The sequence below is a fragment of the Halodesulfurarchaeum sp. HSR-GB genome, assembly GCF_031432215.1.
Classification (GTDB): domain Archaea; phylum Halobacteriota; class Halobacteria; order Halobacteriales; family Halobacteriaceae; genus Halodesulfurarchaeum.
Map to the genome: position 1 here is coordinate 1146571 of NZ_JAVKGN010000001.1, position 20663 is coordinate 1167233.

Consider the following 20663-nt stretch of genomic DNA (forward strand, 5'->3'; position numbering starts at 1 on the left):
ATGACCACGAACCAGGGCGAACTGGCCGGCCTCTCCCGGTACATCTTCCGGACGCCGCGCTGGTACTCCACGATGGCCGTCGGCCTGCTGGTCGCCGCCCTGGTCGGCGTCGCGGCCTTCGATTCCCGGTATATCTTCGAGGACGCCTGGCTGGGGATCTTCTATCTGGGCGTGCCGACGGTCGTCGCAAGCGTGCTCACGGCTCCGATCGATCGGGGCCTGGGCGGCCAGTTCACCTTCAACCGTTCGACCTTGCTCGCGACAGTGAGTCTGCTGATCGCCGTGCTGGTGCTCACGGCCGCGGGCCTGCTCGCGGCGTTTACGAGCCTCGGCCAGAACTTCGTCTACGACGCGCTCATCGGGGCGCTGGCGCTCATCTTCGCGTTCCGGTTCCTGGTGGTCCATGCGGTCTCCCGGACCCATCCACTCTCCGCGATCGTCCCCGCGAGCGTCCAGACTGGCTTTGCCGCGCTCTTCCTGTTCGTGTACAGCGGCACGATGAACTACCTGACGCTGGGTGGCGGCCCGTACTTCCAGGCCCTCCTGTCTCGGCCCAGTCACGCACCGCCGGAGATCACCTACGCGTTCGTTCCGGGCGATTTCACGCTCCTGATCGGGATGTCGGCGCTGTACACGGGAGTCGCATACGCGTTCCTGCGCATCCTCGATCGGCCGTGGCGACGCAGCCTCGACGTGAGTGCCCTTGACTTCCTCCGTGGGTTCATCGGCCACATCGCGGAGGGCTCTCGTGAACTCGAGGACTTCTTCGAGGAGATCGGCGAGGAGGCGGTCGTTCCCGTGACGGTCCTCTCCTTCCGGCGGCCGGGCGGCGAGGAGAAGGCCCGCTTTGTCCTCCCGATGATCCACCCCGGCCCGATGGGGGATATCGGGGGCGGGAACCTGCCCCAACGGGTGGCTGAATCGACCGCCGGGTTGGCTTTCCCGCCCCACGCCACCGCCGGGCACGACTTCAACCTCGTGACCGAACGCGAGGTCGAGACCCTGATCGACGCCGCGGATCGGGCGGCCGAGCAGATCGAGTACGGCGACCGCGGGACTCGTCCGGTCCGGGTGGACGTCGGCGAAGCCTCGGTCCTCGGCCAGCGGTTCGGGGACGACGCGCTCTTCGTGAGCACCTTCGCGCCCGGGTTCGCCGACGACATCGCCTACGCCGTGGGTCTCGCGGCGGGGGCCGAGGCCCGGGTCGAGGGGATGGACGACGTGCTCGTCGCGGACGCACACAACAGCAACAACGGCCTGCAAGGCGAGGATCTCGGCCACGTCGTGCCGGGGAGTCGCCGCTCCTTCGAGTTGATCCAGGCAGTCAGCGACGCGGCCGCCTCGCTCCAATCGGAATCGGCGGGCCCGATGGAGCTAGGGACGGCCTGGGACCCCACGAACTGGCGGCCGGAGGAGGGGATCGGCCCGCTGGGGATCCGGGTGGCCGTCCTGTCGGTCGACGGCGATCAGGTCGCCTACGTGCTGGTCGATGGGAACAACATGGAACCAGGACTTCGGGACCGCATCATCGCGGCGATCGACGGCGTCGACGCCGTGGAGGTCATGACGACGGACACGCACATCGTGAACACGGTCCGGTCCTCGAATCAGGTCGGCGGCGCGCTGGATCAGGGCCAGCTGATCGATCGCGTGGTCGAACTGGTCGAACGCGCCCGCGAGGACCGCGAACCCGTCGAGGCCGGGATGGCCACGGAGATGGCGAGTGTCACGGTCTTCGGCAACGACCGGACCGAGAGCCTGGCCAGTCAGGCAAACGCCGTCATCTCGATGGGTGGGGGCCTGGCGGCTGCGGTCATCGTCGCGACGGCAGCCGTGACACTGCTCATCTTCTTCCTCACCTGAAAACCGCGGGGGCCTACTGCTCGAAGAGATCGTCGACCGCGTTCCCGGCCGCCCGCGCCGCGTCGTCCGCAATCTGTTCCAGGTCGGCCTCGACCTCGGGTGCGAGTATCGAGACGTCGACTTCCAGGACCTGATCTTCGAACGAGACGGTTACGTCGATGTCATCGACGTCGGACTTCTTGAGTCGGGAGAACACGTACCCGTGGGCGGCCTCGCTGGCCGTCTCCACGACCGTGTCCGAATCGACCATTCAGACGCCGTCGGGGGACGGCGGACCGCCACCCATGCCGCCGGCACCGCCGGAGAGAAGCTCCTGCAGCTCCTGCTGGAGTTCTTCGAACTGCTCACGCACGCGGTTCTCCTGTTTCTCCAGGGTCTGCACGCGAACTTCGAGCGTGTCGGCCTTGTCTTCGAGTTCGGTCTGGGCCTCGTCGTACTCGGTCTCGACGAGCAGTTCGCCGACTTCCCGGTACATCGTCGTCCCGGGCTCGATGTTCTCGAGTTCTTCGAGGGCCGTCTCGGTCTCGGTGAGCTGTGTTTCGGCCTGCTGTTTCTGCATCGAGACCTTCTGGGCGGTCTCCTGAAGGTCTTCGAGTTCTTCGACTTTCTCCTGTGCTTCCGGCGGAAGGTTGCCCTGCATGCTCGGTCGGAAGAGGGGCCGACTGAAAAGTCCCCTGTTGTGTACTTCCCCGTGAGAATCGCTCCCGTCGGTCGGCACACTTGTAGGGACGGCCCGAGTACACCCGGCGATGCGACCCCTCCTCTCTGCGTTTGTGATCGCGGTGTTTCTCGGGGCCCTCCTGGGTGCCGGAGCCGGTGTCGTGGTGTTCGGTGCCGACGCCGGCCCCTCGATCGATCCGCCGGCACCCGCCGAGACGGGGGCCACTGACGGGAACCTGACCGAACTCTACGAACAGACCGCCGATTCGGTGGCGAAACTCCGCGTCGAGACCGACGCCGGCGACTCGCAGGGATCGGGATTCCTCTACGACCGCCGCCACGTGGTTACGAACGCCCACGTCGTCCAGGATGCCACCGACCTCACCGTCCAGTTCTCGGACGGTGCCTGGCGCACCGGAACGGTCGTCGGCACCGATCCCTACACGGACCTGGCGGTCGTCCGTGTCGATTCGGTGCCGCAGGGGGTCGAACCGCTCCCGCTCGCGGAGTCGGTCCCCCGACCCGGCCAGCCAGTCGCCGCCTTTGGCAGTCCCTTCGGCTTGCAGGGGACGATCACCCACGGCATCGTGAGCGGTGTCAACCGCTCGATGCGAGTAAACGGCGGTTTCTCGGTCCCTGATACCGTCCAGACCGACGCTCCAGTCAACCCCGGAAACAGCGGCGGCCCGTTGGTGTCGATGGACGGGACTGTCGTCGGCGTGAACCGAGCCAAAGAGGGTGACAACATCGGGTTTGCCATCTCCGCGCGGCTCGTGGAGCGGGTCGTGCCCGAGCTTATCGCGGATGGCTCGATCACCCACCCATACGTCGGAATCCGGACGGTTCCCGTGACGCCGACCGTTGCGGCCGAAAACGACCTGGAACAGGCAGCCGGCATCGCGGTCGTCGAGACCACGGCCGACGGGCCCGCCGATGGCGTGCTCCAGGCCGGCAACTGGACTGGGACCTCGGCCGGTGGCGTGCCAAGCGACGCGGACGTGATCGTGGCGATCGACGGCCAGCCAGTTCACAGCCAGGAGGATCTCAGCCGCTATCTCATGTTACACACTCGCCCCGGCGAGACGATTTCGCTCACGATCTATCGCGAGGGACAGCGTCTCACCGTCGACGTGACACTCGGGGAGCGACCGTCGCCTACCTGATCGTCCCGACGTCCTCGGCGACCTCAAGCAGGCCGAGCCAGGTATTCTGGCCGGCGCGAAGCGCGACTGGATCGCTGGCCCGCACTGTCAGTTGTAGCTCCGTGCCGTTTCGGTCGAGGCTGACGGCGGTTCGGTCACCGGCGATCGCCCCGACTTCCGGGCGGAGGGCCGCCTCGATCGTGGCCGCACGATCACTCGATCGATAGGAGAGTTCGACAGTCGTCTCGTGCACTACTCGACCTGGACTTCCTTGATGTCCCGGCTGCGCTCCTTGAGCAGCACGCGATGACCGCAGTAGGGACAGCGAACGCCGCCGTACTCGTCGAGTTCCACGTCGCGCTTGCAGCGGGAGCACTTGTAGGACATCTATTCCTCCGTCGCTTCCTCGGTCGTCTCGTCTTCGGACAGGGCGGTGCGGATCGAACGGGTAACAGCCCGTCCACCGGGAGTCTCGGGGCGGTACGCGCCGCCGGTGAAGGTGTACCCACAGGAGCCACATTCCCAGATGCCACTTCCCTGGCGGTCGACTGACGGGGAGCCACACTCGGGGCAGACGTGGTCCGCGTGCATGTCCGCCTCGATCTCGGCGACGCGTCGCCGGGCCAGCCGCCCGTAGCGGGCACCGAAACGGCCCGCACTGCCGGTCCGTCGACGTCGATCGGATTCGCTCATGAACTCGGTTAGTCAAAGCGCGGTTAAAAACGTGTTGTGTCCGACTCAGGATTCCTGCAGGTCCGCCTCGATGAGGGCCTCGTTCAGATCCTCGCGGACTCGCTCGCCGGTCTCCCGATCCCGGGCCGTGGTCACGACCCGGTTCTCCTGGACGCTCGAGCCGTCCCGGAGCACGAGTCTGAGGTTGCCGTTCTCGTCCGACCGGCTCACCTTTGCCCGGGTCCCCGTCCGGGAACCGCTCCCACCGGCGTCGATCGGGCCCGGGACGACCTTCTTCACGTTGGGGTGGCCAGCGATCGTCTCGATCGCCCGTTGGCCGTCCCGGCCCCCAATGACGGTCGAGTGTGACCCGCCGATCTTCTCCCGCGGCGGGGCGTCGATCACGTCCAGTTCGGCCTCGCCACGCCGCTTTAGGACCGTCTCGACGGGTTCCGATTCGGGAACCCGGTAGACGGGATAGTGGATCTGTTTCCGCAGCGCCTGGATGACCGTCCGGTCGCCGGTCACGTACACCGAATCGGGTCGTTTGCGCCGGATCTCATCGGCGATCCGACCCGCGAAGTTCCGGACCTGCACGGTCGAGAGCGTGGATTCGGTCTCCGGCGTGGTCGGGATCTCGGTTACCCCCAGCACACGCTCCTCGTAGAGCATCGTCAGGGTGGCCCGGTCGGGTTCGACGGCGAGGACGACGGCGTCGGCGTTTGCGGTGTCACAGGAGAGACAGTAGTCTCCGGGCCGATCGAGCGGTCGTCCACACCGGCGACACGCCATGGGGCCTGTTCCTGCCGGCCGAGTAAAGGACTGCTGATCCGGGTCGCTGCCGTCCGTTTCAAGGGGGTGTCGCCCGTCGGTCGACACGATGGAGGGTGTCGAGATCACGCTGCGGATCCTGGCCGGGGTCGCGCTCATCCTCGCGAACGGCTTTTTCGTCGCGATCGAGTTCGCGCTGACCCGTGCGAGACAGTTCTCGAAGGCGGAGTTCCTGGGAACAGGGAGTCGTGGGCTCGAACGGGCCTGGGAGATGACCCAGGACCTCGAACTCTACCTCACGACCTGTCAGGTCGGGATTACCGCGTCGAGTATCGCGGTGGGGATCGTGGCCGAACCGGCGCTGGCAGCCCTCTTCGAGCCGTTCTTCCGAAACACGCTGTTGGCGTCGGTCGGTTCCGGCGGCATTCTGGCCTTTCTCATCATCAACCTGGTTCACCTGACCCACGGCGAGCAGACTCCCACCTACCTGGGGGTCGAGCGCTCGCGCTTTGTCGCCCGGTACGGGGCGATTCCGCTCTACTGGTTTCACTGGCTCATGTCGCCGGTCATCACGCTGGGCGACGGCATCGCCAAACTGACCTTGCGGCTCTTCGGCATCGAGATGACCGGGGCCTGGCTCGAGGGCCGGGAGATCGAGAGTCGGGCCGATCTTCGTTCGGAGATGGACTCGATACTTGCCCAGAGTGATATCGCCGCGGACCGTCGCGAGGAGGTGCTGAACGCACTGGATGTCGGCGAACAGCCGGTTCGTGAGGTGATGGTCCCACGCGATCGGATCGTCGCGCTCCGGACCACGGACACCGCCGACCGAAACCTCGACCGCATCGCCGCCACTCCCCACACTCGATATCCACTCGTGGGCGACTCGCTCACCGACTTCCGGGGGATCGTCTACGTCCCGGCGCTGTTCGAGGACGGGAGCGTCACAGCCGACGATATCGACTTCGAGGCGATCGCAGCCCCGCCGATGACACTCTCGCCGGACGTCGACGTGAGCGACGCGATCGATCAGTTCCAGGCCGAACACCAGGAACTCGCGCTGGTGTTCGAGGACGGTGCGGTCGTCGGGATGGTGACCGTGACCGATCTGCTCGAATCCATCATGGGCGATATCGAAGACCCGATCGACGTCCAGGGTCGGTAGCTCAGAGCGCCCGCGGCGAGACCTTGAGGTACTCACGGAGGAGTATCGTCGCGTAACTCCCCTTGGGCAGCCCGAACTCGAAGGTGAGCGGATCGTGCTGGATCGTCGGGTCCACGCGAAGCAACACTGCCCGTCTGGTCCCGGTGGAGTGATAGGGCTCGGGAAGGTCGAAATCCGCCGGGTCGAGCCCCAGATCCGCGAGCGCCGTCCGCTCGATTTCGCCCGGCTCGCCCGCGGCGAACCCGGTCTCGGTCCCCACGAGGGGTGCAGTGACGAACGCCCTGTCGCGCTTGCAGTGACGGGCCATCACCTCGGTTCGACGCTCGGAGACCCGCTGCAAGCGGTCCATATCCGGAATCGGGAAGTCCGCCGGTGCGTCGGTGTCAGCGAAGGCGACCACGTCGCCCGCGACTGGCTCATGGAACGGGAGCCCGGCGTCGAGTCGCCGGCTCAGGATCCGGTTGAAGACGGCCGACTGGGCGGCGTTGACGAAGAGCCGCTGCAGGTTCTCGGGGAAGGTTCCGAGCGCCCCCCGGAAATCCGCCGGCGAGTCGACCAGCGCGTGGAGCATCGACCGCTCGTAGCGCAGGCGGTTCGGAAACCGATCGAGGGCCGTTTCCCAGTCCCGCGTTTCGGCGACGAACTCCCGGGCCTCCCGGGTGCTTGTTGGCTCGTGTGGGCTCGGATTCCCCAGGTAGGCCATCACCGCGCCCTCCCAGTCCCCCCGGAGGATGGCGAGCCCGACCTCGTGAGTGATCGAGCGATAGCTGCCGAACCGCTGGTGGCCGAAGTAGTTCGGCACCCCCGCTCGGCCGCCGAACCGCGATTCGAGTTCGGTCGTGATCGTCTCGGCCCGCTCCGGGGCGTCCGGGTTCCGGACGACGACCGTGAACTCGTTGCCGAGCAGGTCACCGAAGGCCAGCCCGCGACCGGCCCGCCCGAGGATCTCGATCTCCGCGCCGTGGATGTCGGGGACGGCATCCGGATCGACGCCCTTGAGGGTAAACAGCTGGGTCGAGATCGCCCGCTTGTCCTTGGTGCCGGCCCAGCTCACTCGCTCGCGGCTCATCGAGAGTCGGTTCGAGAGCTCCCTGGCGAAGTCGTTCGTGTCCGTGTTCTCCAGGGTCACTCGGCAGACGAGCCAGGGGTAATCGCCGGTGTCGGATTCGACGGGGTGAAAATCGAAGCGCTCCCGCTCGCGAACCCGGAAGTCCGCGGGTCGATCCCGGAGCCGGCCGCCGACGCCGTCGCTGTCGCTCGCGTACCACTCGATCCCGTAGGGGCGTTCTTCCTCGTGGGCCGGTCGCATCATCCGGAATAGACCCCCCGCGGTCAAAAGGCTCGGTTTTCAGAACAGCGAGAGCGCGCCGGTGATCCGGTCGACCGCGTCGTTGCCAGCGGGGCCGACGGACACGGTGGTCGGGGTGTCCGGGTCGAGTTGGGTTCGCCCGGCGTCCCGGATCAGGGCCGTGGGGAGGCCGGCGGCTTTGGCGTTCTCGTGGATCTCGAAGAGCGCCCGCTCGCCGGTGATCTCCAGGACGACCTTGCGCTGGCCCTGACTTTTCCACTCTTTTTGCGCGTCGGCGGGGGCGTCCTCGTACCCCGAGAGCGCCGCGTGGGCGACCTGGGCCGCGAGTTTCCCGGTGCCCATATCGAGATCCGACCGGACGACGATGGCCTGTTTCATGTCCCGACTGACTGGGCGGACCCTCTTAGGCGTGACTCTCCGCAGTCGACGTCGGACCGCTTAAGGCACTTTGGCTCCCGAATTCCTGCATGATCCTCTCGGACGGCGACATCCTCGATCGACTCGAATCGGGGACCCTGGTCATCGAGCCACTCGATGACCCGGCGCTGCAGATTCAGCCCGCGAGCGTGGACGTGCGACTGGGCGAGGAGTTCCTGGAGTTCCAGCGGACGAACATCCCGAGCATCCACCCCCAGCGGGAGAACCAGGTGAGTGACTACGTCTCGGAAACCAACGTCGCCGAGGGCGAGGAGTTCATTCTGCACCCCGGGGACTTCGTGCTCGCGACCACCAAAGAGCGAGTCGAGATTCCATCCGATCTCGTCGCGCAGGTCGAGGGCCGGTCCTCGCTGGGACGCCTTGCCGTGATAACACATGCCACTGCAGGCTTCGTCGATCCGGGGTTTCGCGGCCGGATCACGCTCGAACTGTCGAATCTCGGGACCGCGCCGGTCGCGCTCTCCCCCGGGATGCGGATCGCACAGCTGGTGTTTACCGAACTCACCAGCCCGGCCCGTGAGCCCTACGGCTCGGAGCGTGGCTCGAAGTATCAGGACCAGTCCGGGCCGGCCGCCTCGCGGATCGGCTCGGACGCCGAATTCGAGGGGACCCAGGAGTGAAGTTCCGCGCGGAGATCGTCGTCGAGGAGGTGCTGCCGACGATCCGGGTCCTGCTCGCCACGGAGCTGCGCGAGCGGGGACTCACCCAGCAGGCCGTCGCGGCCAAACTGGGCCTGAGCCAGAGCGCCGTCTCGAAGTACGCCCAGGGACAGGTCGAGACCCGGGACGTCGTCGCCCAGGACGAGCGCGTCCAGGCACTCGTCTCCGAGTTGGCTGCCGGTCTCGCGACCGGCGACGTGCGGCCGGTCCACGCGCTCGTCGAGATCGAGGACCTGCTCCGTCGGCTCTCCGGCCCGGGCGATATCGTCGCCGATCTGCACGAGGCGGCGGTCCCGGAACTGCAAGACCTGTCCTATGACTTCAGCGAACCGGGGCCCGATCAGGCAGCCATCGAGCGCGAGCGCGCCCGCTCCTCGGTTCGTCGGGGGTTGCGCGTCCTCTCACAGAGTCCGGGGGTCGCGACTCTCGTGCCACACGTCGGCTCGAACCTGGTCGAGTGTCTGCCGGAAGCCGGGAGTCGCGAGGACGTGATCGGCATTCCGGGCCGGATTCGGGACGTCGGCGGGCGGGTGGACGTCCCCGCCGACCCCGACTTTGGCGTCAGCGAGTACGTCGGCGGGGTCCTGATTCGCGCGCGAGAGGCGGGGAGTTCGGCCAGGGCCGGCCTGAACCTGGCCTATAGCGACGCCACGCTTGCGGCGCTCGAAGATGCGGGCGAGCGGAGCGTCGAACTCGACATCGGGGCGGCCGATCTCGAATCGGCCGTGACTGCAGCCATCGAGGCCCACCCGGAGGCCACGGTCCTCTACCATCGGGGCGCGGTTGGCATCGAGCCGATCGTCTATCTGCTCGGCCCGTCTGCAGATGGCGTTGCGCGCACGGCCCGGCGCGTCGCGACAGAACTGACCGAATCCTGATCAGTTATAGGCCGTCGCGAATCCGCGCTTCTGCGGCCGCAAGTGCGTCCTTGGCGTCGAAGTCCGTTCGAGCCTGTTCGATCGCCTCCGGGCCCGCTTCTGCCAGGTCCCTCGCGTGGTCGGTGATCCGCGGGACCGCTCTGAGAATGTTGTCGATGATCGGGATGGCCGCGACCTGGGCCGAGCGGGAGAGCGGATTCAGGTCGATCACGATCTCGGTTTTGCCCATCTCGGACAGCGCCTGGGCGCGATCGCCGTCCTCCAGCGGAACGAGCACCACGTCAGCCGCCTTGATACCGTCGGCGTCGACTTTCGCCCGTTCGTGGGAGAGCCCCGGGATGCGGGCGTCGGCTTTTCGGCCCTTGACCGCCGTCGCTCCGTGAGCTTTCAAGTGGGACTCGATCGCCGCCATTCGCTTTTCCGTTCGGTTGAAGAGGTTGATCGCCAGATCCGCCTCGACTGTCTCGGCCAGTTGCACCATCGCCTCGGGAACGAGCGCGGCGACGTTGCCGTTGACGCTCAACACCGGGTGTTCGGCGGCCAGCAGGGTGGCTGCCGCCGCGCGAGCGGCCCGGTCGGCACTCGGGATCGTCTCCTCGCCGAGCAGGTAATCGAAGGCTTCGCCGCGTCCCTGGGCGATGAGCCCCTGTCGACTGGTGATGCCGGCGTCCACGCCCGCCTCGATCCGGTGGCGGGTCACAAGGGAGTCATGCCGGGGGTGATCGGCGGGGATCTCATCGCAGTCGGTCATCGAGTGGCCTAGTTCACGCGCCGCCAAAAACCCCGCTACTCGATCCGCGCTCCGGCCGGATCGACGCGTGTCACCTGGGGCTCGTAGCCGGCGTCGCTGAGTGCCGTGCCAAACGCGAAGACGGTCTCGCCGAGCATCGCCATCGAGCCCACGCCGCCGGTCTCCTCGACGGCCGCGAGGATCGACTCGACGCGTGACGTTGCGAGCCCCACGTCGGCGGTGAACTGGCGGGCGGACCGCATGAACTGCGATCGAGTGGGCCGCTCCTGGAGGCGCTCCAGGGCTGCGGTTCCGGCCCGGGTAATCACGTCCGGGTGCTCGGTGAGGACGTCCGGTGTGGAGAGTTCACCGAGCGCGAGATACTCCACGCGGCCGCCGCCGGGAATTCCGTCCAGGGCCCCGTAGGGCGGGGCGCCAGGGGCCTCGCGGATCACGATGCCACCCCGGGACTGCGCGACGACGTCGCCTAGCCCGGTGCCCGCTTCGACGTCGGCCACGTGCGCCACGGTGACCAGTTCGTTCGTCGTGTGGGCCATTTCGGCCGCCTCGTTCGTCGCGAGCGCCGTTCCCAGGGCCATCCCGCCGGAGAGTCCAAAGCCTCGTCCGATCGGAAGGTCCGTACTGACATCGACGGTTGCCTCGACCCCCAGCGCGTCGAGCACTCGGGAGACGGACTCGACGCTGGTGGGCGCTCCGTCGAGCGTGATGGTCGTCCGGTCGGCCGGCTTGCAGGTCACCTCGACGCCGGCTTCGAGGGCCAGGCCCACGCCGCGCGAGCCGGTTTCAGCCGGGGTTTCGCGGCGGTCGACCGTGAACAGGCCGGTGACGTGGCCGGGGACGAACGCGGTGGCAGCAGCCCGGTCGGGCATCCACTACGGCGAGAGCCGCGTGCGGTCCCGCGGGAAGATGACGGCCTCGCGGATGTTGTCGAGGTCGAGCATCGTCACGAGGAGCCGCTCGGCACCCATCCCCCAGCCCGCGTGGGGCGGCATGCCGTACTTGAACATCTTGGTGTAGTACTCGAAGGCCGCCGGGTCCAGGCCCTGGGCCTCGAAGCCCTCGACGAGTTCCTCGTAGCGGTGTTCGCGCTGCCCGCCCGAGACCAGTTCCATCCGGGGGTGATTCAGGTCGAAGCCGGTCGAGACCTCCGGATCGTCGTCCTCGTCTTTGATGTAGAAGGGTTTGACCGAGGCGGGCCAGTTCGTGATGAAGTAGTGCTGGTCCATCTCCTCACCGAGGGCCTTCTCGGCCTCGGTCGGGAGGTCATCTCCCCAGGTGAGCTGTTCGTCCACGACACCGGCGGCGTTGGCTCGCTGAATCGCCTCCTCGTAGGTGATCCGAGGGAAGTCGGCCTCGGGCACCTCGAAGGAGTCGGCCAGGCCCAGGGTTTCGAGTTCGTCCTGGCAGTTCTCTTGGACGGCCTCGTAGACCGAGCGAACGAAGGTCTCGGCCACGTCCATGGCCTCCTCAGCGTCGATGAAGGCGCTCTCGAAGTCGATACTCGTCGCCTCGTTCAGGTGCCGGGGCGTGTTGTGTTCCTCCGCCCGGAAGATCGGGCCGATCTCGAAGACCCGCTCCAGTCCGGAGGCCGCCAGGAGCTGTTTGAAGAGCTGTGGGGACTGGTTCATGAAGGCCTCCTGGCCGAAGTACGTGATCGGGAAGAGCTCGGTCCCGCCCTCGGTCCCGGTCGCGACGATCTTCGGGGTGGTGATCTCCGTGGAGCCGAGTTCGCGGAAGGTCTCCCGTGCGGCCCGGAGCACTTCGCTTCGGATCTCGAAGATCGCCCGTGGCTCGTCGCGGCGCAGGTCGAGCGTGCGGTTGTCGAGTCGCGTCGAGAGGTCGGCGCCGACCTTGCCCGAGGGGTCAAGGGGCAGTTCGGGGTCGGCCGCGGCGATGACCTCGATCTCCGAGGGGACGACCTCGACGCCGGTCGGGGCCCGATCCTCCTCGAAGACCTCGCCCGTGACCGAGAGGACACTCTCGCGGTGGACCGAGAGCGCCCGCTCGACGAGTTCGTCGGGCAACTCGTCTTTCTCGAACTTGACCTGGATCTTGCCCGTTCGATCGCGGAGGATGAGAAAGGCGATCCCCCCGAGGTCGCGAATCTCGTGTACCCACCCGGCGACGGTGACCGACATGCCAGGCTCGGCGTCTGCAGCGTGTGTCCGGTCTTCCATGGGCGTGACTAGATCCCGGGCCGCTTTTAACTCTTTCAGGCTAAGTCCCGCCCTCAAGGAGCGACCACCGAGAGCGAGTAGGGCGGGGATACAGCCGTCACAGTGGAAGTTCCCACCTTTCAAGTAGTAATATGCACTAGATGAAGGCGTGGTCGAGGAGACGTTCAAGTACGCTGCAACTCCCGCTAGCAGTAAGGTAGCGACAGCTGCGTGGGAGGCAATTCAGACCTGTCGGGAAGTGTATAATCACGCACTCACACAGGAATACCGGCCACGCCCCAAAGGGTCGAAGCCGTCATACACGTCGATGCAGAACAAGCTCCCTGCCTGGAAAGAGAAGTGGCCGGAATGGTCGGATGTCTACTCAAAAACGTTGCAGATGGCTGTGCGGCGTATCAAGCAAAGCGAGAGCGTGCTTGAGTCTCTCAAAGAGAAGGGCTACGAGGTCGGTCAACTGCAGTGGAAGTCACCGGAGGAATACAGGAGCATCGTCTACAACCAGTCCGGTTTCGACGTGGATCGTAACACGGATCGGACTGAACACGCGACGGTCGATTTCTCCAAAATCGGGATTTTCCACCTCAAATATCACCGACCACTTCCGGAAGATGGCGAGATCTCTCAGATCATTCTGAAGAAGACAAAAACCGGCGACTGGACAGTAAATATTGTCGTTGATTACGAGCCAGAATATCCCGAGCCACCTGCTATTGAAGAAATCGACGCCGAAAACACAGTTGGAATTGACCTCGGGATCACGTCATTCATCCACGATTCGACGGGTCGTTCATTCAAGTCGCTTGACGAACAAACTGATCGAGAGCGGATTGAGCGCCGGCATCGCAATCTCTCACGGAAGGAGTACGGATCGAACAACTGGGAGAAAGCCCGGCAGAAGCTAGCTCAAGCGTATAAGCGGCTTCGCAATCGCCGAAAAGATTATCGCGAGAAACTCGCTCACGAGTATACAACACATTACGATGCCGTCTTTCTCGAAGACTTGAACGTGAAGTCAATGATTGAAGGGGACCGAAACAGCCGCAATATCGCTGCGATGTCGTGGCGGAAAACCATCTATGCATTCAAACGCCATGGTGAGAAAAACGGGTGTCATGTGATCGAGGTGCCGCCAGCAGGAACGACGAAGCGTTGCTCGCAATGTGGCACGGAAACAGCGAAACCACTGTGGGTTCGTAAACACTCCTGTCCAGCCTGTGGGTTTGTAGCGAATCGCGACTACAATTCGGCGTTAGAGATCAAACGCCTCGGCTTGGAAAAAATCGGAATCAGGGATTCGTCAGTAGACATAGGTCAGGGCATGGCCGAATCAACGTCCCCAGAACTCGGAGAGTTCTGGTGTGCGAACGAATCGCCTCGCGATTCGTTAACGCCTGCGGAGACTGCACTCCCTGGGGAGGCTCCTTCTATCTCTCCAAAGCGCGTCGTTGAAACAGGAAGCCCTACCCTCAAGGAGCAAACGGCCGCAGCCGTGAGCGAGTAGGGTGGGGTAGTTCACACGCCAGTATTTCTCTCGACCGGTCAGGCCTCTTTCGCGCCGCGGACGGTCTCCTCGACGGCTTCGACCCCCTCCTCGTGGACGAGGTCGCCGACGACCACGACGTCGGCCACCGCTCCCATCTCTTTGGCCGACTCGTAATCCCGAATGCCGCCGCCGTAGAAGAGCGTCGAGTCATCGAGTGCCTCGGTCGCGGCCGCGACGGTCTCCGTGTCCCCGAGCATTCCCGAATATTCCAGGTAGACGATCTCCTGGCCGAAGAGTCGCTCGGCGACCGCCGCGTAGGCCGCGACCTCCTCGGTGTCGAGATCGCAGTTCGCCTCGGTGTAGGTGGCAACCGAGGCGTCCGGGTTGAGCACGATGTAGGCCTCGGTGTGGGTGCGATCCCACTCGACTTCGTCGATGCGTGCCCACTCCTTGTGGGCGCCCGTGATCCAGAAGGGATCACCGGCGTTGAACACCGTCGGGATGAGATAGCCGTCCAGGCCCGGGTCCTCGATGACGACACCGGGGTTGGACGGTTCCTGGAAGAGCGGCACGTCGTACTCGCGACAGGCGCTCACCACCGTCTCCATTTTCTCCTCGGTCATACCCGTCGTCCCGCCGATTTCGATGGCGTCGGTGCCGCTCGTGCAAACGTCGGCGAACGTGTCATCGCCGGCGAGTTCCTTGTCGGGATCGACTTTGAGCACGTGATCCCACTGTGTCCACGGCCCGCTCATGGCTTGATCGACACCTGGCGCGGCTAAAACGGCTTCGACTCTAGTTGTGGATGCCCATCGCTTCGATCTGCTCCTGGTACCGGTTCCGGATCGTGACCTCGGTCACCTGGGCGACGTCGGCGACCTCCCGCTGGGTCTTCTTCTCGTTGCACAGAAGCGAGGCGGCATAGATGGCTGCGGCGGCATAGCCGGTCGGCGACTTCCCGGAGAGCAGTCCTTTCTCGGCGGTCGTTTCGATGATCTCGTTTGCCTTGGACTGGACTTCCTCTGTCAGTTCCAGTTCCGAGCAAAAGCGGGGGACGTACTTCTTGGGATCGACGGGTTTCATCTCCAGTCCGAGTTCCTGGGAAATGTAGCGATAGGTCCGACCGATCTCCTTGCGTTCGACCCGCGATACCTCCGAAATCTCCTCGAGACTCCGGGGGATGCCTTCCTTGCGACAGGAGGCATACAGGGCCGAGGTGGCGACGCCCTCGATCGATCGGCCGCGAATGAGGTCCTCCTTGAGCGCCCGGCGATAGATGACGGAGGCGACCTCGCGTACCGATCGCGGGACCCCGAGCGCACTCGCCATCCGGTCGATCTCCGAGAGGGCAAATTGGAGGTTGCGTTCGCCGGCGTCCTTGGTCCGGATCCGTTCCTGCCACTTCCGAAGCCGGTGCATCTGGCTTCGCTTCTTCGAGGAGATCGACCGACCGTAGGCGTCCTTGTCCTTCCAGTCGATCGTGGTCGTCAGCCCCTTGTCGTGCATCGTCTGGGTGGTCGGGGCCCCTACGCGGGATTTCTGCTGGCGCTCCTGATGGTTGAAGGCGCGCCACTCCGGGCCGGGGTCTATCTTCTCCTCTTCCAGGACGAGTCCACACTCGTTACAGACGAGTTCGCCCCGGTCGGAGCTTTTGACCAGATCCTCGGAGCCACATTCCGGGCACTCCCTGACGCCCTCTTTTGACTCCTCGGTCTCGGCCGCTTGTCGCTCCCGCTGGCGGGTAGACCGTGTCATCGCACTTTTATAGTAGCATTCTACACACACTTAAACCCATTGCCCGTGTCGGGTCCTTTCCCAGGGGACAGAACGGAGTAAACGCGCTGTAATACGCGTCTACACGCTCGTCGGCAACTTCACTTGAAGTATGACGGATTCGCATTATACTTGTGCGACGGGAACCGACAGGCTGGCATGCCGGTCCTGGAGTGTGACCCGACCGAGGCTCGCGAGCGTCTGCGGGAGGCAGGCGCGACGATCTCGCCCGGAAAGACCGACCACGAGGTCTTCCACGCCGATCTGGGCGAGGCTCATGCCGTCGCCTACGAGGACAGCGTCGTGGTCCAGGGCAAACGCCCGGTCGACATCACCGCCGTGCTCGAGGGAGACGGGGGTGGGCGCGTGCACGTGTACTTCGATGGCGCCTGCCGGGGTAATCCCGGCCCGTCGGCCGTGGGCTACGTCCTCGTCGACGAGCACGGGATCGTCGAGGAGGGCGGCGAGACGATCGGTCGCGCCACGAACAACCAGGCCGAGTACGAGGCGCTCATCCGCGCGCTCGAAGTCGCGGCCCAGTACGGCTACAGGGAGATCGAGATCCGCGGGGACTCCGAATTGATCGTCAAGCAGGTTCGGGGCGCCTGGCAGACCAACGATCCCACCCTCCGGGAGTACCGGGTGCGGGTGCACGAACTCCTGGAGGAGTTCGAGGAGTACTCGATCACTCACGTCCCCCGGGAGACGAACGAGCGGGCGGACGACCTCGCAAACGAGGCCCTCGACAATGCCTGAGCTTCCGGACTCGGTCGTGGAGACGGCGCGGGCGATCACCCGGGCGATCCGTCGTGGCACCCATCAGGACCCGGAAGCACTACGAGAACGACGCGACACCCTTCTCGCCCGGTTCGAGTACACGGCTCGCGTTCGCGAGGACGATTCTGGCCCGGTCCTCGTCTGTCACCCCGCCGCGTGGCTCGACGACGATGGGGTGTTCCAGCCCGAAGCAATGGAGTCGACGGCAGCGGCGGTCGAACGCGACCTTTTCGAGCCGGCCGTCGAGGGAGGCTGGGCCGCGATCGAGGCCCACAACCGCGAACTCGCTGGGGAGGTACAGGACCGATACGGCGATCCCCACGGCGCGACGGCGACGGCGTTTGCCGAGTACATGGCGAATCACCACGAGGCGACCATCGAGGCTGCCTCGGAATCGGCGGTCGAAACCTTTCTCACCGAGTACCTCCCGCGAAACGCCTGGCCGACCCAGGCACAGAAAGCAAATGCAGAAACCTCGATTCGGCGGCTCTTCGACGTCGCGGGTGAACCCGTGCCGCTCGACCGTGACCGAAAAAGGTGACCGTTAACTCCCGTTAGGCGGTGCTTACGCTTCCTCGACGATGGCGTCGACGAGTTCTGCGCGTTCGCTGTCCGTCACGAAGTGTTCCAGACTCCAGGTGAGGTCGTCCTTGACGGCCTCCATGCCCGCGTCCGTGAGCGCGTACTCGTTGGTCCGCTTATCGAGCGCACTCTTCTCCACGAAGCCCTCCGAAACCAGGTCGTCCAGGTTGGGGTACAGGCGCCCGTGGTTGACTTCGTCGTCGTAGTAGGACTCCAGTTCTCGCTTGATCGCGAGCCCGTATCGGGGTCGCTCGGCGAGGACCGTGAGGATGTTCTTCTGAAATGCCGTCAGCTCCCGTGCAACCGCCACCTCGGCGCTCCGTGCTTCTGCCATAGCCGTTAGGAAGCCATTGAAACATTTAACACTTCTCAAACGAAGCACGTTTTCCTTGACACGTCTCCGGGTGAACCCGTAAAGTTGATGCGCCAAACGGGGACAGCACTCAGTATGACGAATCTCTTCGAAGACCTCGAAACCGGGCCGAACCCACCGGAGACCATCTATGCGGTCATCGAGTGTCTCAAGGGCGAACGCAACAAGTACGAGTACGACAAGGACATCCCCGGCGTGGTGCTCGACCGGGTTCTGCACAGCAACGTCCACTACCCGGGCGATTACGGCTTTATCCCCCAGTCCTTCTACGACGACGGCGACCCCTTCGACGTGCTGGTGCTGGTCGAGGACCAGACCTTCCCCGGCTGTGTCATCGAGGCCCGTCCGATCGGGCTCATGCGGATGGACGACGACGGCGAGCAGGACGACAAGGTCCTGGCGGTCCCCGCCGAGGACCCCCGCTATGACCACATGCAGGACCTGGCGGACGTGCCCCAGCAGACCCTCGATGAGATCTCGGAGTTCTTCGAGACCTACAAGAACCTGGAGGCGGGCAAGGAAGTCACCACCCAGGGCTGGGAGGACCGCGAGGCGGCCTTCGAGGCCATCGAACACGCCCAGGAGCTCTACGTCGAAGAGTTCGAGTAATCCCGGGAGCTCCCGGTTTTCGTGCTGATGCCTCTCACACATCAGCACCGGTTCGACCCATGTATTATGCGCATGGGTAATTTCTTGAGGGTGGGTCACATAGTATAGTTCGTGATGGCCGCAACGGACTCCCGCGTGGGAATCAGACACCTGACGGTCGTGCCGACGAACTTCGACCCCGATTTGGAGCCCCACTCGGAAACGGAGACAGACCCGGACCAGAACGAGTAGCTGGGGCTGGGACACGCGGATACGAACCTTCTTGGGCGTGCCCACGATAGTGCCAGGCTGATATGGGTCTGTTCGACCGGTTGCGCGGGGACGACGGTCCGCGTGTGGCGTTTGTGGGCATCGACGGGGTTCCGTGGTCGCTCATCGAGGACAACCCCGAGACGTTCCCGAACCTCACGGCGATGGCCGAGGACGGGGCCGGGGGGCCGATGCAGAGTATCGTACCGCCGGAGTCGAGTGCCTGCTGGCCGGCGCTCACGACCGGGACCAATCCCGGGAAGACCGGCGTGTACGGCTTCCAGGACCGCGAGGTCGGCTCCTATGACACCTACGTCCCGATGGGGAACGACGTGCAGTCGACCCGCCTCTGGAACCGGGTTATCGAGGCCGACCGGGACGCGACGGTCATGAACGTGCCCGTCACCTTCCCGCCGGACCGGGAACCGACACGGATGGTCTCGGGGTTCCTCTCGCCCTCCGTCGAGAAGGCGGCCGTCCCCGCGAGCTTTGCCGCTGAACTCGAATCGATGGGCTACCGGATCGACGTGAACGCGAAACTGGGCCACGACGCGGACAAAACTGAGTTCATTCAGGACGCTTTCGAAACCCTCGAAGCCCGGTATACGGCCTTCGAGAGGTACGTCGAGGAGGGAGACTGGGACCTCTTTTTCGGCGTGTTCATGACGACCGACCGGGTCAATCACTTCCTCTTCGAAGACTACGAACGGGACGGCGAGTACCACGACGAGTTCCTCGAGTTCTACGCGGCCGTCGACGAGTACCTGGGAGCGCTCCGCGAGAAGCTTCCGGCGGACACGACGATGGTCGTCGCGAGCGACCACGGCTTCACCACACTGGATTACGAGGTCCACCTGAACAAATGGCTCCAGGAGGCTGGCTGGCTCTCCTTCGAGAGTGAGGACCCCGAGGACCTGAGCGACATCGACTCGGAGACGACCGCCTATTCCTTCATCCCCGGCCGCTTCTACCTCAACCTCGACGGGCGGGAGCCCCGCGGGTCGGTGCCCGAGTCCGAGTACGAGTCGGTCCGCGCGGATCTCAAAGCGGAGATCGAGTCCCTGACGGGCCCGGACGGCCGCCCCGTCGTCGACCGAGTCGTTCCGAAAGAGGAGGCCTTCGCGGGCGATCACGACGACATCGCGCCGGATCTGATCGCGATTCCGAACGACGGCTTCGACCTCAAATCCGGGTTTACGGCCCACGAGAACGTCTTCGATAAGGGTCCACGAAACGGGATGCACACCTTCGAGGAGGCCACGCTGATCGTGGACGACCCGTCGGTGTCGATCCCCGCGGAGACGGACTTGCTCGACATCGCGCCGACGATTCTCGATCTGATGGACCTCGACCCGGCCGTCTCCGAGTTCGACGGCGAGTCCCGCTGCTGAGGGGGGGTCCCGAGGTTTATCAGGGAACGTCGGCCCACCCTGGAGCGATGCCTGCACGACGCTCCATCGACGAACGACTGGGTGCCCTCGAACGCCGATTCGACGACCAGGACGGTCCGGCCCCACCGGCCAGGGCGGACACCGACCCAATCCGGGAGGAGTCCCTCGAAGCCCGAATCGAATCCCTCGAGGAGACAGTCACCGAACTCCGGTCGGAGATCCAGGCCCTACGGGGCTACGTGGGCCAGGTCGAGCACGTCAACCAGTCGGTCGAACGGCGGGCCGACGCGGCGATCGCCGCCGTCGAACGGCTCGAATCGGCCCCGAAGACCCCGCCACCGATCGCCACGGCCAGTCCCGAACCGACGACCGACGCCCCTGATTCTGGGACCGAAACCACCGAGTCTGATCCCGAGGAGCCGGCCGAACCCACCGCGGAGCCGGGACTCCTCGATCGGCTTCGCGACCTTCGATGAGCGTCCGGGTGTTGCTCGCGGTGGTCCTCGCCGCGGCGCTCATCGGGGCGGCGATGCCAGCGATTCACGAGGCCCACGCGGCCCGGGCCGACCAGCAACTCTCGGGGAGCGTCGATCGGCTGACCGCTGGAGCGAGCGAACTCACTCGCCACAGCGATCCAGTAACGCCCGGCGTCCCGGGGGCCAGACGACAGGTGTCGGTGACTATCCCGCCGAAACCCGCAGGTGTTTCTCTCACTATCGAACCCGCTTCGGGAAACGGAACCGGCACCGTCCTCCGGGCGACCGTTCCCGGCGAGCCCGAATCGATCACGCACCTCTCGATCCCCGTCCGTCCTGTGGGCACGGAACGGACCGTTCGGTGGAACGACACGCTCGTTCTCGAAGATTCGTGTGATCTCACGCTTCGATACCGGCTCGTCGACGGGCAGCCGGTGGTGACGGTTGCCCGAGGGTTCAAGTAGG

General features: G+C 65.2%; 26 protein-coding genes. 12 read left to right on the plus strand and 14 right to left on the minus strand.

Annotation, left to right across the window (positions count from 1 at the left end):
• Entirely contained in the window at nt 1-1863 is a 1863-nt protein-coding gene (locus tag RH831_RS06015; RefSeq protein ID WP_310553330.1) for a DUF2070 family protein, read from the plus strand.
• 13 nt (nt 1864-1876) lie between these two features.
• On the opposite strand, the gene RH831_RS06020 is transcribed toward RH831_RS06015, so the two are convergent.
• Nucleotides 1877-2113 (minus strand): DUF3194 domain-containing protein, encoded by a 237-nt coding sequence (locus RH831_RS06020; protein WP_310553331.1) that lies wholly within the window; start codon nt 2111-2113, stop codon nt 1877-1879.
• Complete coding sequence (locus RH831_RS06025; protein ID WP_070365341.1) at nt 2114-2503, minus strand: prefoldin subunit beta; 390 nt, start codon at nt 2501-2503, stop codon at nt 2114-2116.
• Between the two features lie 109 nt (nt 2504-2612).
• On the opposite strand from RH831_RS06025, the gene RH831_RS06030 reads away from it, so the two are divergent.
• Entirely contained in the window at nt 2613-3686 is a 1074-nt protein-coding gene (locus RH831_RS06030) for a trypsin-like peptidase domain-containing protein (protein WP_310553332.1), read from the plus strand.
• On the opposite strand, the gene RH831_RS06035 is transcribed toward RH831_RS06030, so the two are convergent.
• The 4 genes from RH831_RS06035 to RH831_RS06050 are packed head-to-tail and all read right to left on the minus strand — an operon-like array spanning nt 3679 to nt 5129.
• Nucleotides 3679-3918 (minus strand): KEOPS complex subunit Pcc1, encoded by a 240-nt coding sequence (locus tag RH831_RS06035; RefSeq protein WP_310553333.1) that lies wholly within the window; start codon nt 3916-3918, stop codon nt 3679-3681. The two genes, RH831_RS06030 and RH831_RS06035, sit on opposite strands and share 8 nt — an antisense overlap.
• Nucleotides 3918-4052 (minus strand): DNA-directed RNA polymerase subunit P, encoded by a 135-nt coding sequence (locus RH831_RS06040; RefSeq protein WP_070365339.1) that lies wholly within the window; start codon nt 4050-4052, stop codon nt 3918-3920. The genes RH831_RS06035 and RH831_RS06040 overlap by 1 nt, the downstream gene beginning before the upstream one ends.
• Nucleotides 4053-4358 carry a 50S ribosomal protein L37ae gene (locus RH831_RS06045; RefSeq protein ID WP_310553334.1) on the minus strand — a complete coding sequence of 102 codons (306 nt, stop codon included), beginning with the start codon at nt 4356-4358 and terminating at the stop codon, nt 4053-4055.
• Between the two features lie 45 nt (nt 4359-4403).
• The gene (locus tag RH831_RS06050) at nt 4404-5129 is read right to left on the minus strand and encodes a DUF2103 domain-containing protein (RefSeq protein ID WP_310553335.1); all 726 of its coding nucleotides are present in this window, start codon (nt 5127-5129) and stop codon (nt 4404-4406) included.
• Nucleotides 5130-5217: 88 nt separating this feature from the next.
• On the opposite strand from RH831_RS06050, the gene RH831_RS06055 reads away from it, so the two are divergent.
• On the plus strand, nt 5218-6273 hold the full coding sequence (locus tag RH831_RS06055) for a hemolysin family protein (protein WP_310553336.1): 1056 nt from the start codon (nt 5218-5220) through the stop codon (nt 6271-6273).
• A gap of 1 nt (nt 6274) precedes the next feature.
• Here RH831_RS06055 and truD read toward each other — a convergent pair whose 3' ends face one another.
• Complete coding sequence (gene truD, locus RH831_RS06060) at nt 6275-7582, minus strand: tRNA pseudouridine(13) synthase TruD (RefSeq protein ID WP_310553337.1); 1308 nt, start codon at nt 7580-7582, stop codon at nt 6275-6277.
• A 39-nt stretch (nt 7583-7621) separates the two neighbouring features.
• A complete protein-coding gene (gene pth2, locus RH831_RS06065) occupies nt 7622-7960 on the minus strand; it encodes a peptidyl-tRNA hydrolase Pth2 (protein ID WP_310553338.1) in 339 nt (112 codons plus the stop codon).
• A gap of 89 nt (nt 7961-8049) precedes the next feature.
• Between pth2 and dcd the strand changes: the two genes are divergently transcribed.
• On the plus strand, nt 8050-8640 hold the full coding sequence (gene dcd / locus RH831_RS06070; RefSeq protein ID WP_070365333.1) for a dCTP deaminase: 591 nt from the start codon (nt 8050-8052) through the stop codon (nt 8638-8640).
• Entirely contained in the window at nt 8637-9557 is a 921-nt protein-coding gene (locus RH831_RS06075) for a thiamine-phosphate synthase family protein (RefSeq protein ID WP_310553339.1), read from the plus strand. Before dcd ends, RH831_RS06075 begins: the two co-directional genes overlap by 4 nt.
• A 4-nt stretch (nt 9558-9561) precedes the next feature.
• Here RH831_RS06075 and RH831_RS06080 read toward each other — a convergent pair whose 3' ends face one another.
• From RH831_RS06080 to aspS, 3 genes are read right to left on the minus strand one after another with little or no spacing between them, the layout of a single operon-like run.
• Nucleotides 9562-10308, minus strand: coding sequence for a 4-phosphopantoate--beta-alanine ligase (locus tag RH831_RS06080; protein ID WP_310553340.1), 747 nt, complete (start codon nt 10306-10308; stop codon nt 9562-9564).
• Between the two features lie 35 nt (nt 10309-10343).
• Complete coding sequence (locus tag RH831_RS06085) at nt 10344-11177, minus strand: pantoate kinase (protein ID WP_310553341.1); 834 nt, start codon at nt 11175-11177, stop codon at nt 10344-10346.
• Between the two features lie 3 nt (nt 11178-11180).
• Entirely contained in the window at nt 11181-12485 is a 1305-nt protein-coding gene (aspS, locus tag RH831_RS06090) for an aspartate--tRNA(Asn) ligase (RefSeq protein ID WP_310553342.1), read from the minus strand.
• Between the two features lie 148 nt (nt 12486-12633).
• Here aspS and RH831_RS06095 point away from each other — a divergent pair, with 148 nt between their 5' ends.
• Nucleotides 12634-13986: a transposase gene (locus RH831_RS06095; protein WP_310553343.1), complete on the plus strand. Its 1353-nt coding sequence runs from the start codon at nt 12634-12636 to the stop codon at nt 13984-13986.
• Between the two features lie 38 nt (nt 13987-14024).
• On the opposite strand, the gene RH831_RS06100 is transcribed toward RH831_RS06095, so the two are convergent.
• The gene (locus RH831_RS06100) at nt 14025-14723 is read right to left on the minus strand and encodes a phosphoglycerol geranylgeranyltransferase (protein ID WP_310553344.1); all 699 of its coding nucleotides are present in this window, start codon (nt 14721-14723) and stop codon (nt 14025-14027) included.
• Nucleotides 14724-14763: 40 nt separating this feature from the next.
• Nucleotides 14764-15723 (minus strand): transcription initiation factor IIB, encoded by a 960-nt coding sequence (locus RH831_RS06105; RefSeq protein ID WP_310553345.1) that lies wholly within the window; start codon nt 15721-15723, stop codon nt 14764-14766.
• Nucleotides 15724-15900: 177 nt separating this feature from the next.
• Here RH831_RS06105 and rnhA point away from each other — a divergent pair, with 177 nt between their 5' ends.
• Nucleotides 15901-16497 carry a ribonuclease HI gene (gene rnhA / locus RH831_RS06110; protein WP_310553346.1) on the plus strand — a complete coding sequence of 199 codons (597 nt, stop codon included), beginning with the start codon at nt 15901-15903 and terminating at the stop codon, nt 16495-16497.
• Nucleotides 16490-17059 (plus strand): rnhA operon protein, encoded by a 570-nt coding sequence (locus tag RH831_RS06115; protein ID WP_310553347.1) that lies wholly within the window; start codon nt 16490-16492, stop codon nt 17057-17059. The genes rnhA and RH831_RS06115 overlap by 8 nt, the downstream gene beginning before the upstream one ends.
• A gap of 24 nt (nt 17060-17083) precedes the next feature.
• Here RH831_RS06115 and RH831_RS06120 read toward each other — a convergent pair whose 3' ends face one another.
• The gene (locus tag RH831_RS06120; protein WP_310553348.1) at nt 17084-17434 is read right to left on the minus strand and encodes a helix-turn-helix transcriptional regulator; all 351 of its coding nucleotides are present in this window, start codon (nt 17432-17434) and stop codon (nt 17084-17086) included.
• 114 nt (nt 17435-17548) lie between these two features.
• Here RH831_RS06120 and RH831_RS06125 point away from each other — a divergent pair, with 114 nt between their 5' ends.
• The 4 genes from RH831_RS06125 (at nt 17549) to RH831_RS06140 (ending at nt 20662) form a co-directional block, all read left to right on the plus strand.
• On the plus strand, nt 17549-18082 hold the full coding sequence (locus tag RH831_RS06125) for an inorganic diphosphatase (RefSeq protein ID WP_310553349.1): 534 nt from the start codon (nt 17549-17551) through the stop codon (nt 18080-18082).
• 293 nt (nt 18083-18375) lie between these two features.
• Nucleotides 18376-19722: an alkaline phosphatase family protein gene (locus tag RH831_RS06130; protein ID WP_310553350.1), complete on the plus strand. Its 1347-nt coding sequence runs from the start codon at nt 18376-18378 to the stop codon at nt 19720-19722.
• Between the two features lie 47 nt (nt 19723-19769).
• On the plus strand, nt 19770-20198 hold the full coding sequence (locus tag RH831_RS06135; RefSeq protein WP_310553351.1) for a hypothetical protein: 429 nt from the start codon (nt 19770-19772) through the stop codon (nt 20196-20198).
• Complete coding sequence (locus RH831_RS06140; RefSeq protein WP_310553352.1) at nt 20195-20662, plus strand: hypothetical protein; 468 nt, start codon at nt 20195-20197, stop codon at nt 20660-20662. The genes RH831_RS06135 and RH831_RS06140 overlap by 4 nt, the downstream gene beginning before the upstream one ends.
• The last annotated feature ends 1 nt before the right edge of the window (nt 20663 follow it).

Bases quoted from the DNA above. Each gene is read 5' to 3' on its own strand.
- pth2 (WP_310553338.1), bottom strand. From the start codon at position 7,960: ATGAAACAGGCCATCGTCGTCCGGTCGGATCTCGATATGGGCACCGGG.
- RH831_RS06045 (WP_310553334.1), bottom strand. From the start codon at position 4,358: ATGAGCGAATCCGATCGACGTCGACGGACCGGCAGTGCGGGCCGTTTC.
- RH831_RS06020 (WP_310553331.1), bottom strand. From the start codon at position 2,113: ATGGTCGATTCGGACACGGTCGTGGAGACGGCCAGCGAGGCCGCCCAC.
- rnhA (WP_310553346.1), top strand. From the start codon at position 15,901: ATGCCGGTCCTGGAGTGTGACCCGACCGAGGCTCGCGAGCGTCTGCGG.
- truD (WP_310553337.1), bottom strand. From the start codon at position 7,582: ATGCGACCGGCCCACGAGGAAGAACGCCCCTACGGGATCGAGTGGTAC.
- RH831_RS06115 (WP_310553347.1), top strand. From the start codon at position 16,490: ATGCCTGAGCTTCCGGACTCGGTCGTGGAGACGGCGCGGGCGATCACC.
- RH831_RS06120 (WP_310553348.1), bottom strand. From the start codon at position 17,434: ATGGCAGAAGCACGGAGCGCCGAGGTGGCGGTTGCACGGGAGCTGACG.
- RH831_RS06055 (WP_310553336.1), top strand. From the start codon at position 5,218: ATGGAGGGTGTCGAGATCACGCTGCGGATCCTGGCCGGGGTCGCGCTC.
- RH831_RS06125 (WP_310553349.1), top strand. From the start codon at position 17,549: ATGACGAATCTCTTCGAAGACCTCGAAACCGGGCCGAACCCACCGGAG.
- RH831_RS06015 (WP_310553330.1), top strand. From the start codon at position 1: ATGACCACGAACCAGGGCGAACTGGCCGGCCTCTCCCGGTACATCTTC.
- RH831_RS06030 (WP_310553332.1), top strand. From the start codon at position 2,613: ATGCGACCCCTCCTCTCTGCGTTTGTGATCGCGGTGTTTCTCGGGGCC.
- RH831_RS06105 (WP_310553345.1), bottom strand. From the start codon at position 15,723: ATGACACGGTCTACCCGCCAGCGGGAGCGACAAGCGGCCGAGACCGAG.
- RH831_RS06135 (WP_310553351.1), top strand. From the start codon at position 19,770: ATGCCTGCACGACGCTCCATCGACGAACGACTGGGTGCCCTCGAACGC.
- RH831_RS06025 (WP_070365341.1), bottom strand. From the start codon at position 2,503: ATGCAGGGCAACCTTCCGCCGGAAGCACAGGAGAAAGTCGAAGAACTC.
- dcd (WP_070365333.1), top strand. From the start codon at position 8,050: ATGATCCTCTCGGACGGCGACATCCTCGATCGACTCGAATCGGGGACC.
- RH831_RS06040 (WP_070365339.1), bottom strand. From the start codon at position 4,052: ATGTCCTACAAGTGCTCCCGCTGCAAGCGCGACGTGGAACTCGACGAG.
- RH831_RS06140 (WP_310553352.1), top strand. From the start codon at position 20,195: ATGAGCGTCCGGGTGTTGCTCGCGGTGGTCCTCGCCGCGGCGCTCATC.
- RH831_RS06130 (WP_310553350.1), top strand. From the start codon at position 18,376: ATGGGTCTGTTCGACCGGTTGCGCGGGGACGACGGTCCGCGTGTGGCG.
- RH831_RS06080 (WP_310553340.1), bottom strand. From the start codon at position 10,308: ATGACCGACTGCGATGAGATCCCCGCCGATCACCCCCGGCATGACTCC.
- RH831_RS06085 (WP_310553341.1), bottom strand. From the start codon at position 11,177: ATGCCCGACCGGGCTGCTGCCACCGCGTTCGTCCCCGGCCACGTCACC.
- aspS (WP_310553342.1), bottom strand. From the start codon at position 12,485: ATGGAAGACCGGACACACGCTGCAGACGCCGAGCCTGGCATGTCGGTC.
- RH831_RS06100 (WP_310553344.1), bottom strand. From the start codon at position 14,723: ATGAGCGGGCCGTGGACACAGTGGGATCACGTGCTCAAAGTCGATCCC.
- RH831_RS06050 (WP_310553335.1), bottom strand. From the start codon at position 5,129: ATGGCGTGTCGCCGGTGTGGACGACCGCTCGATCGGCCCGGAGACTAC.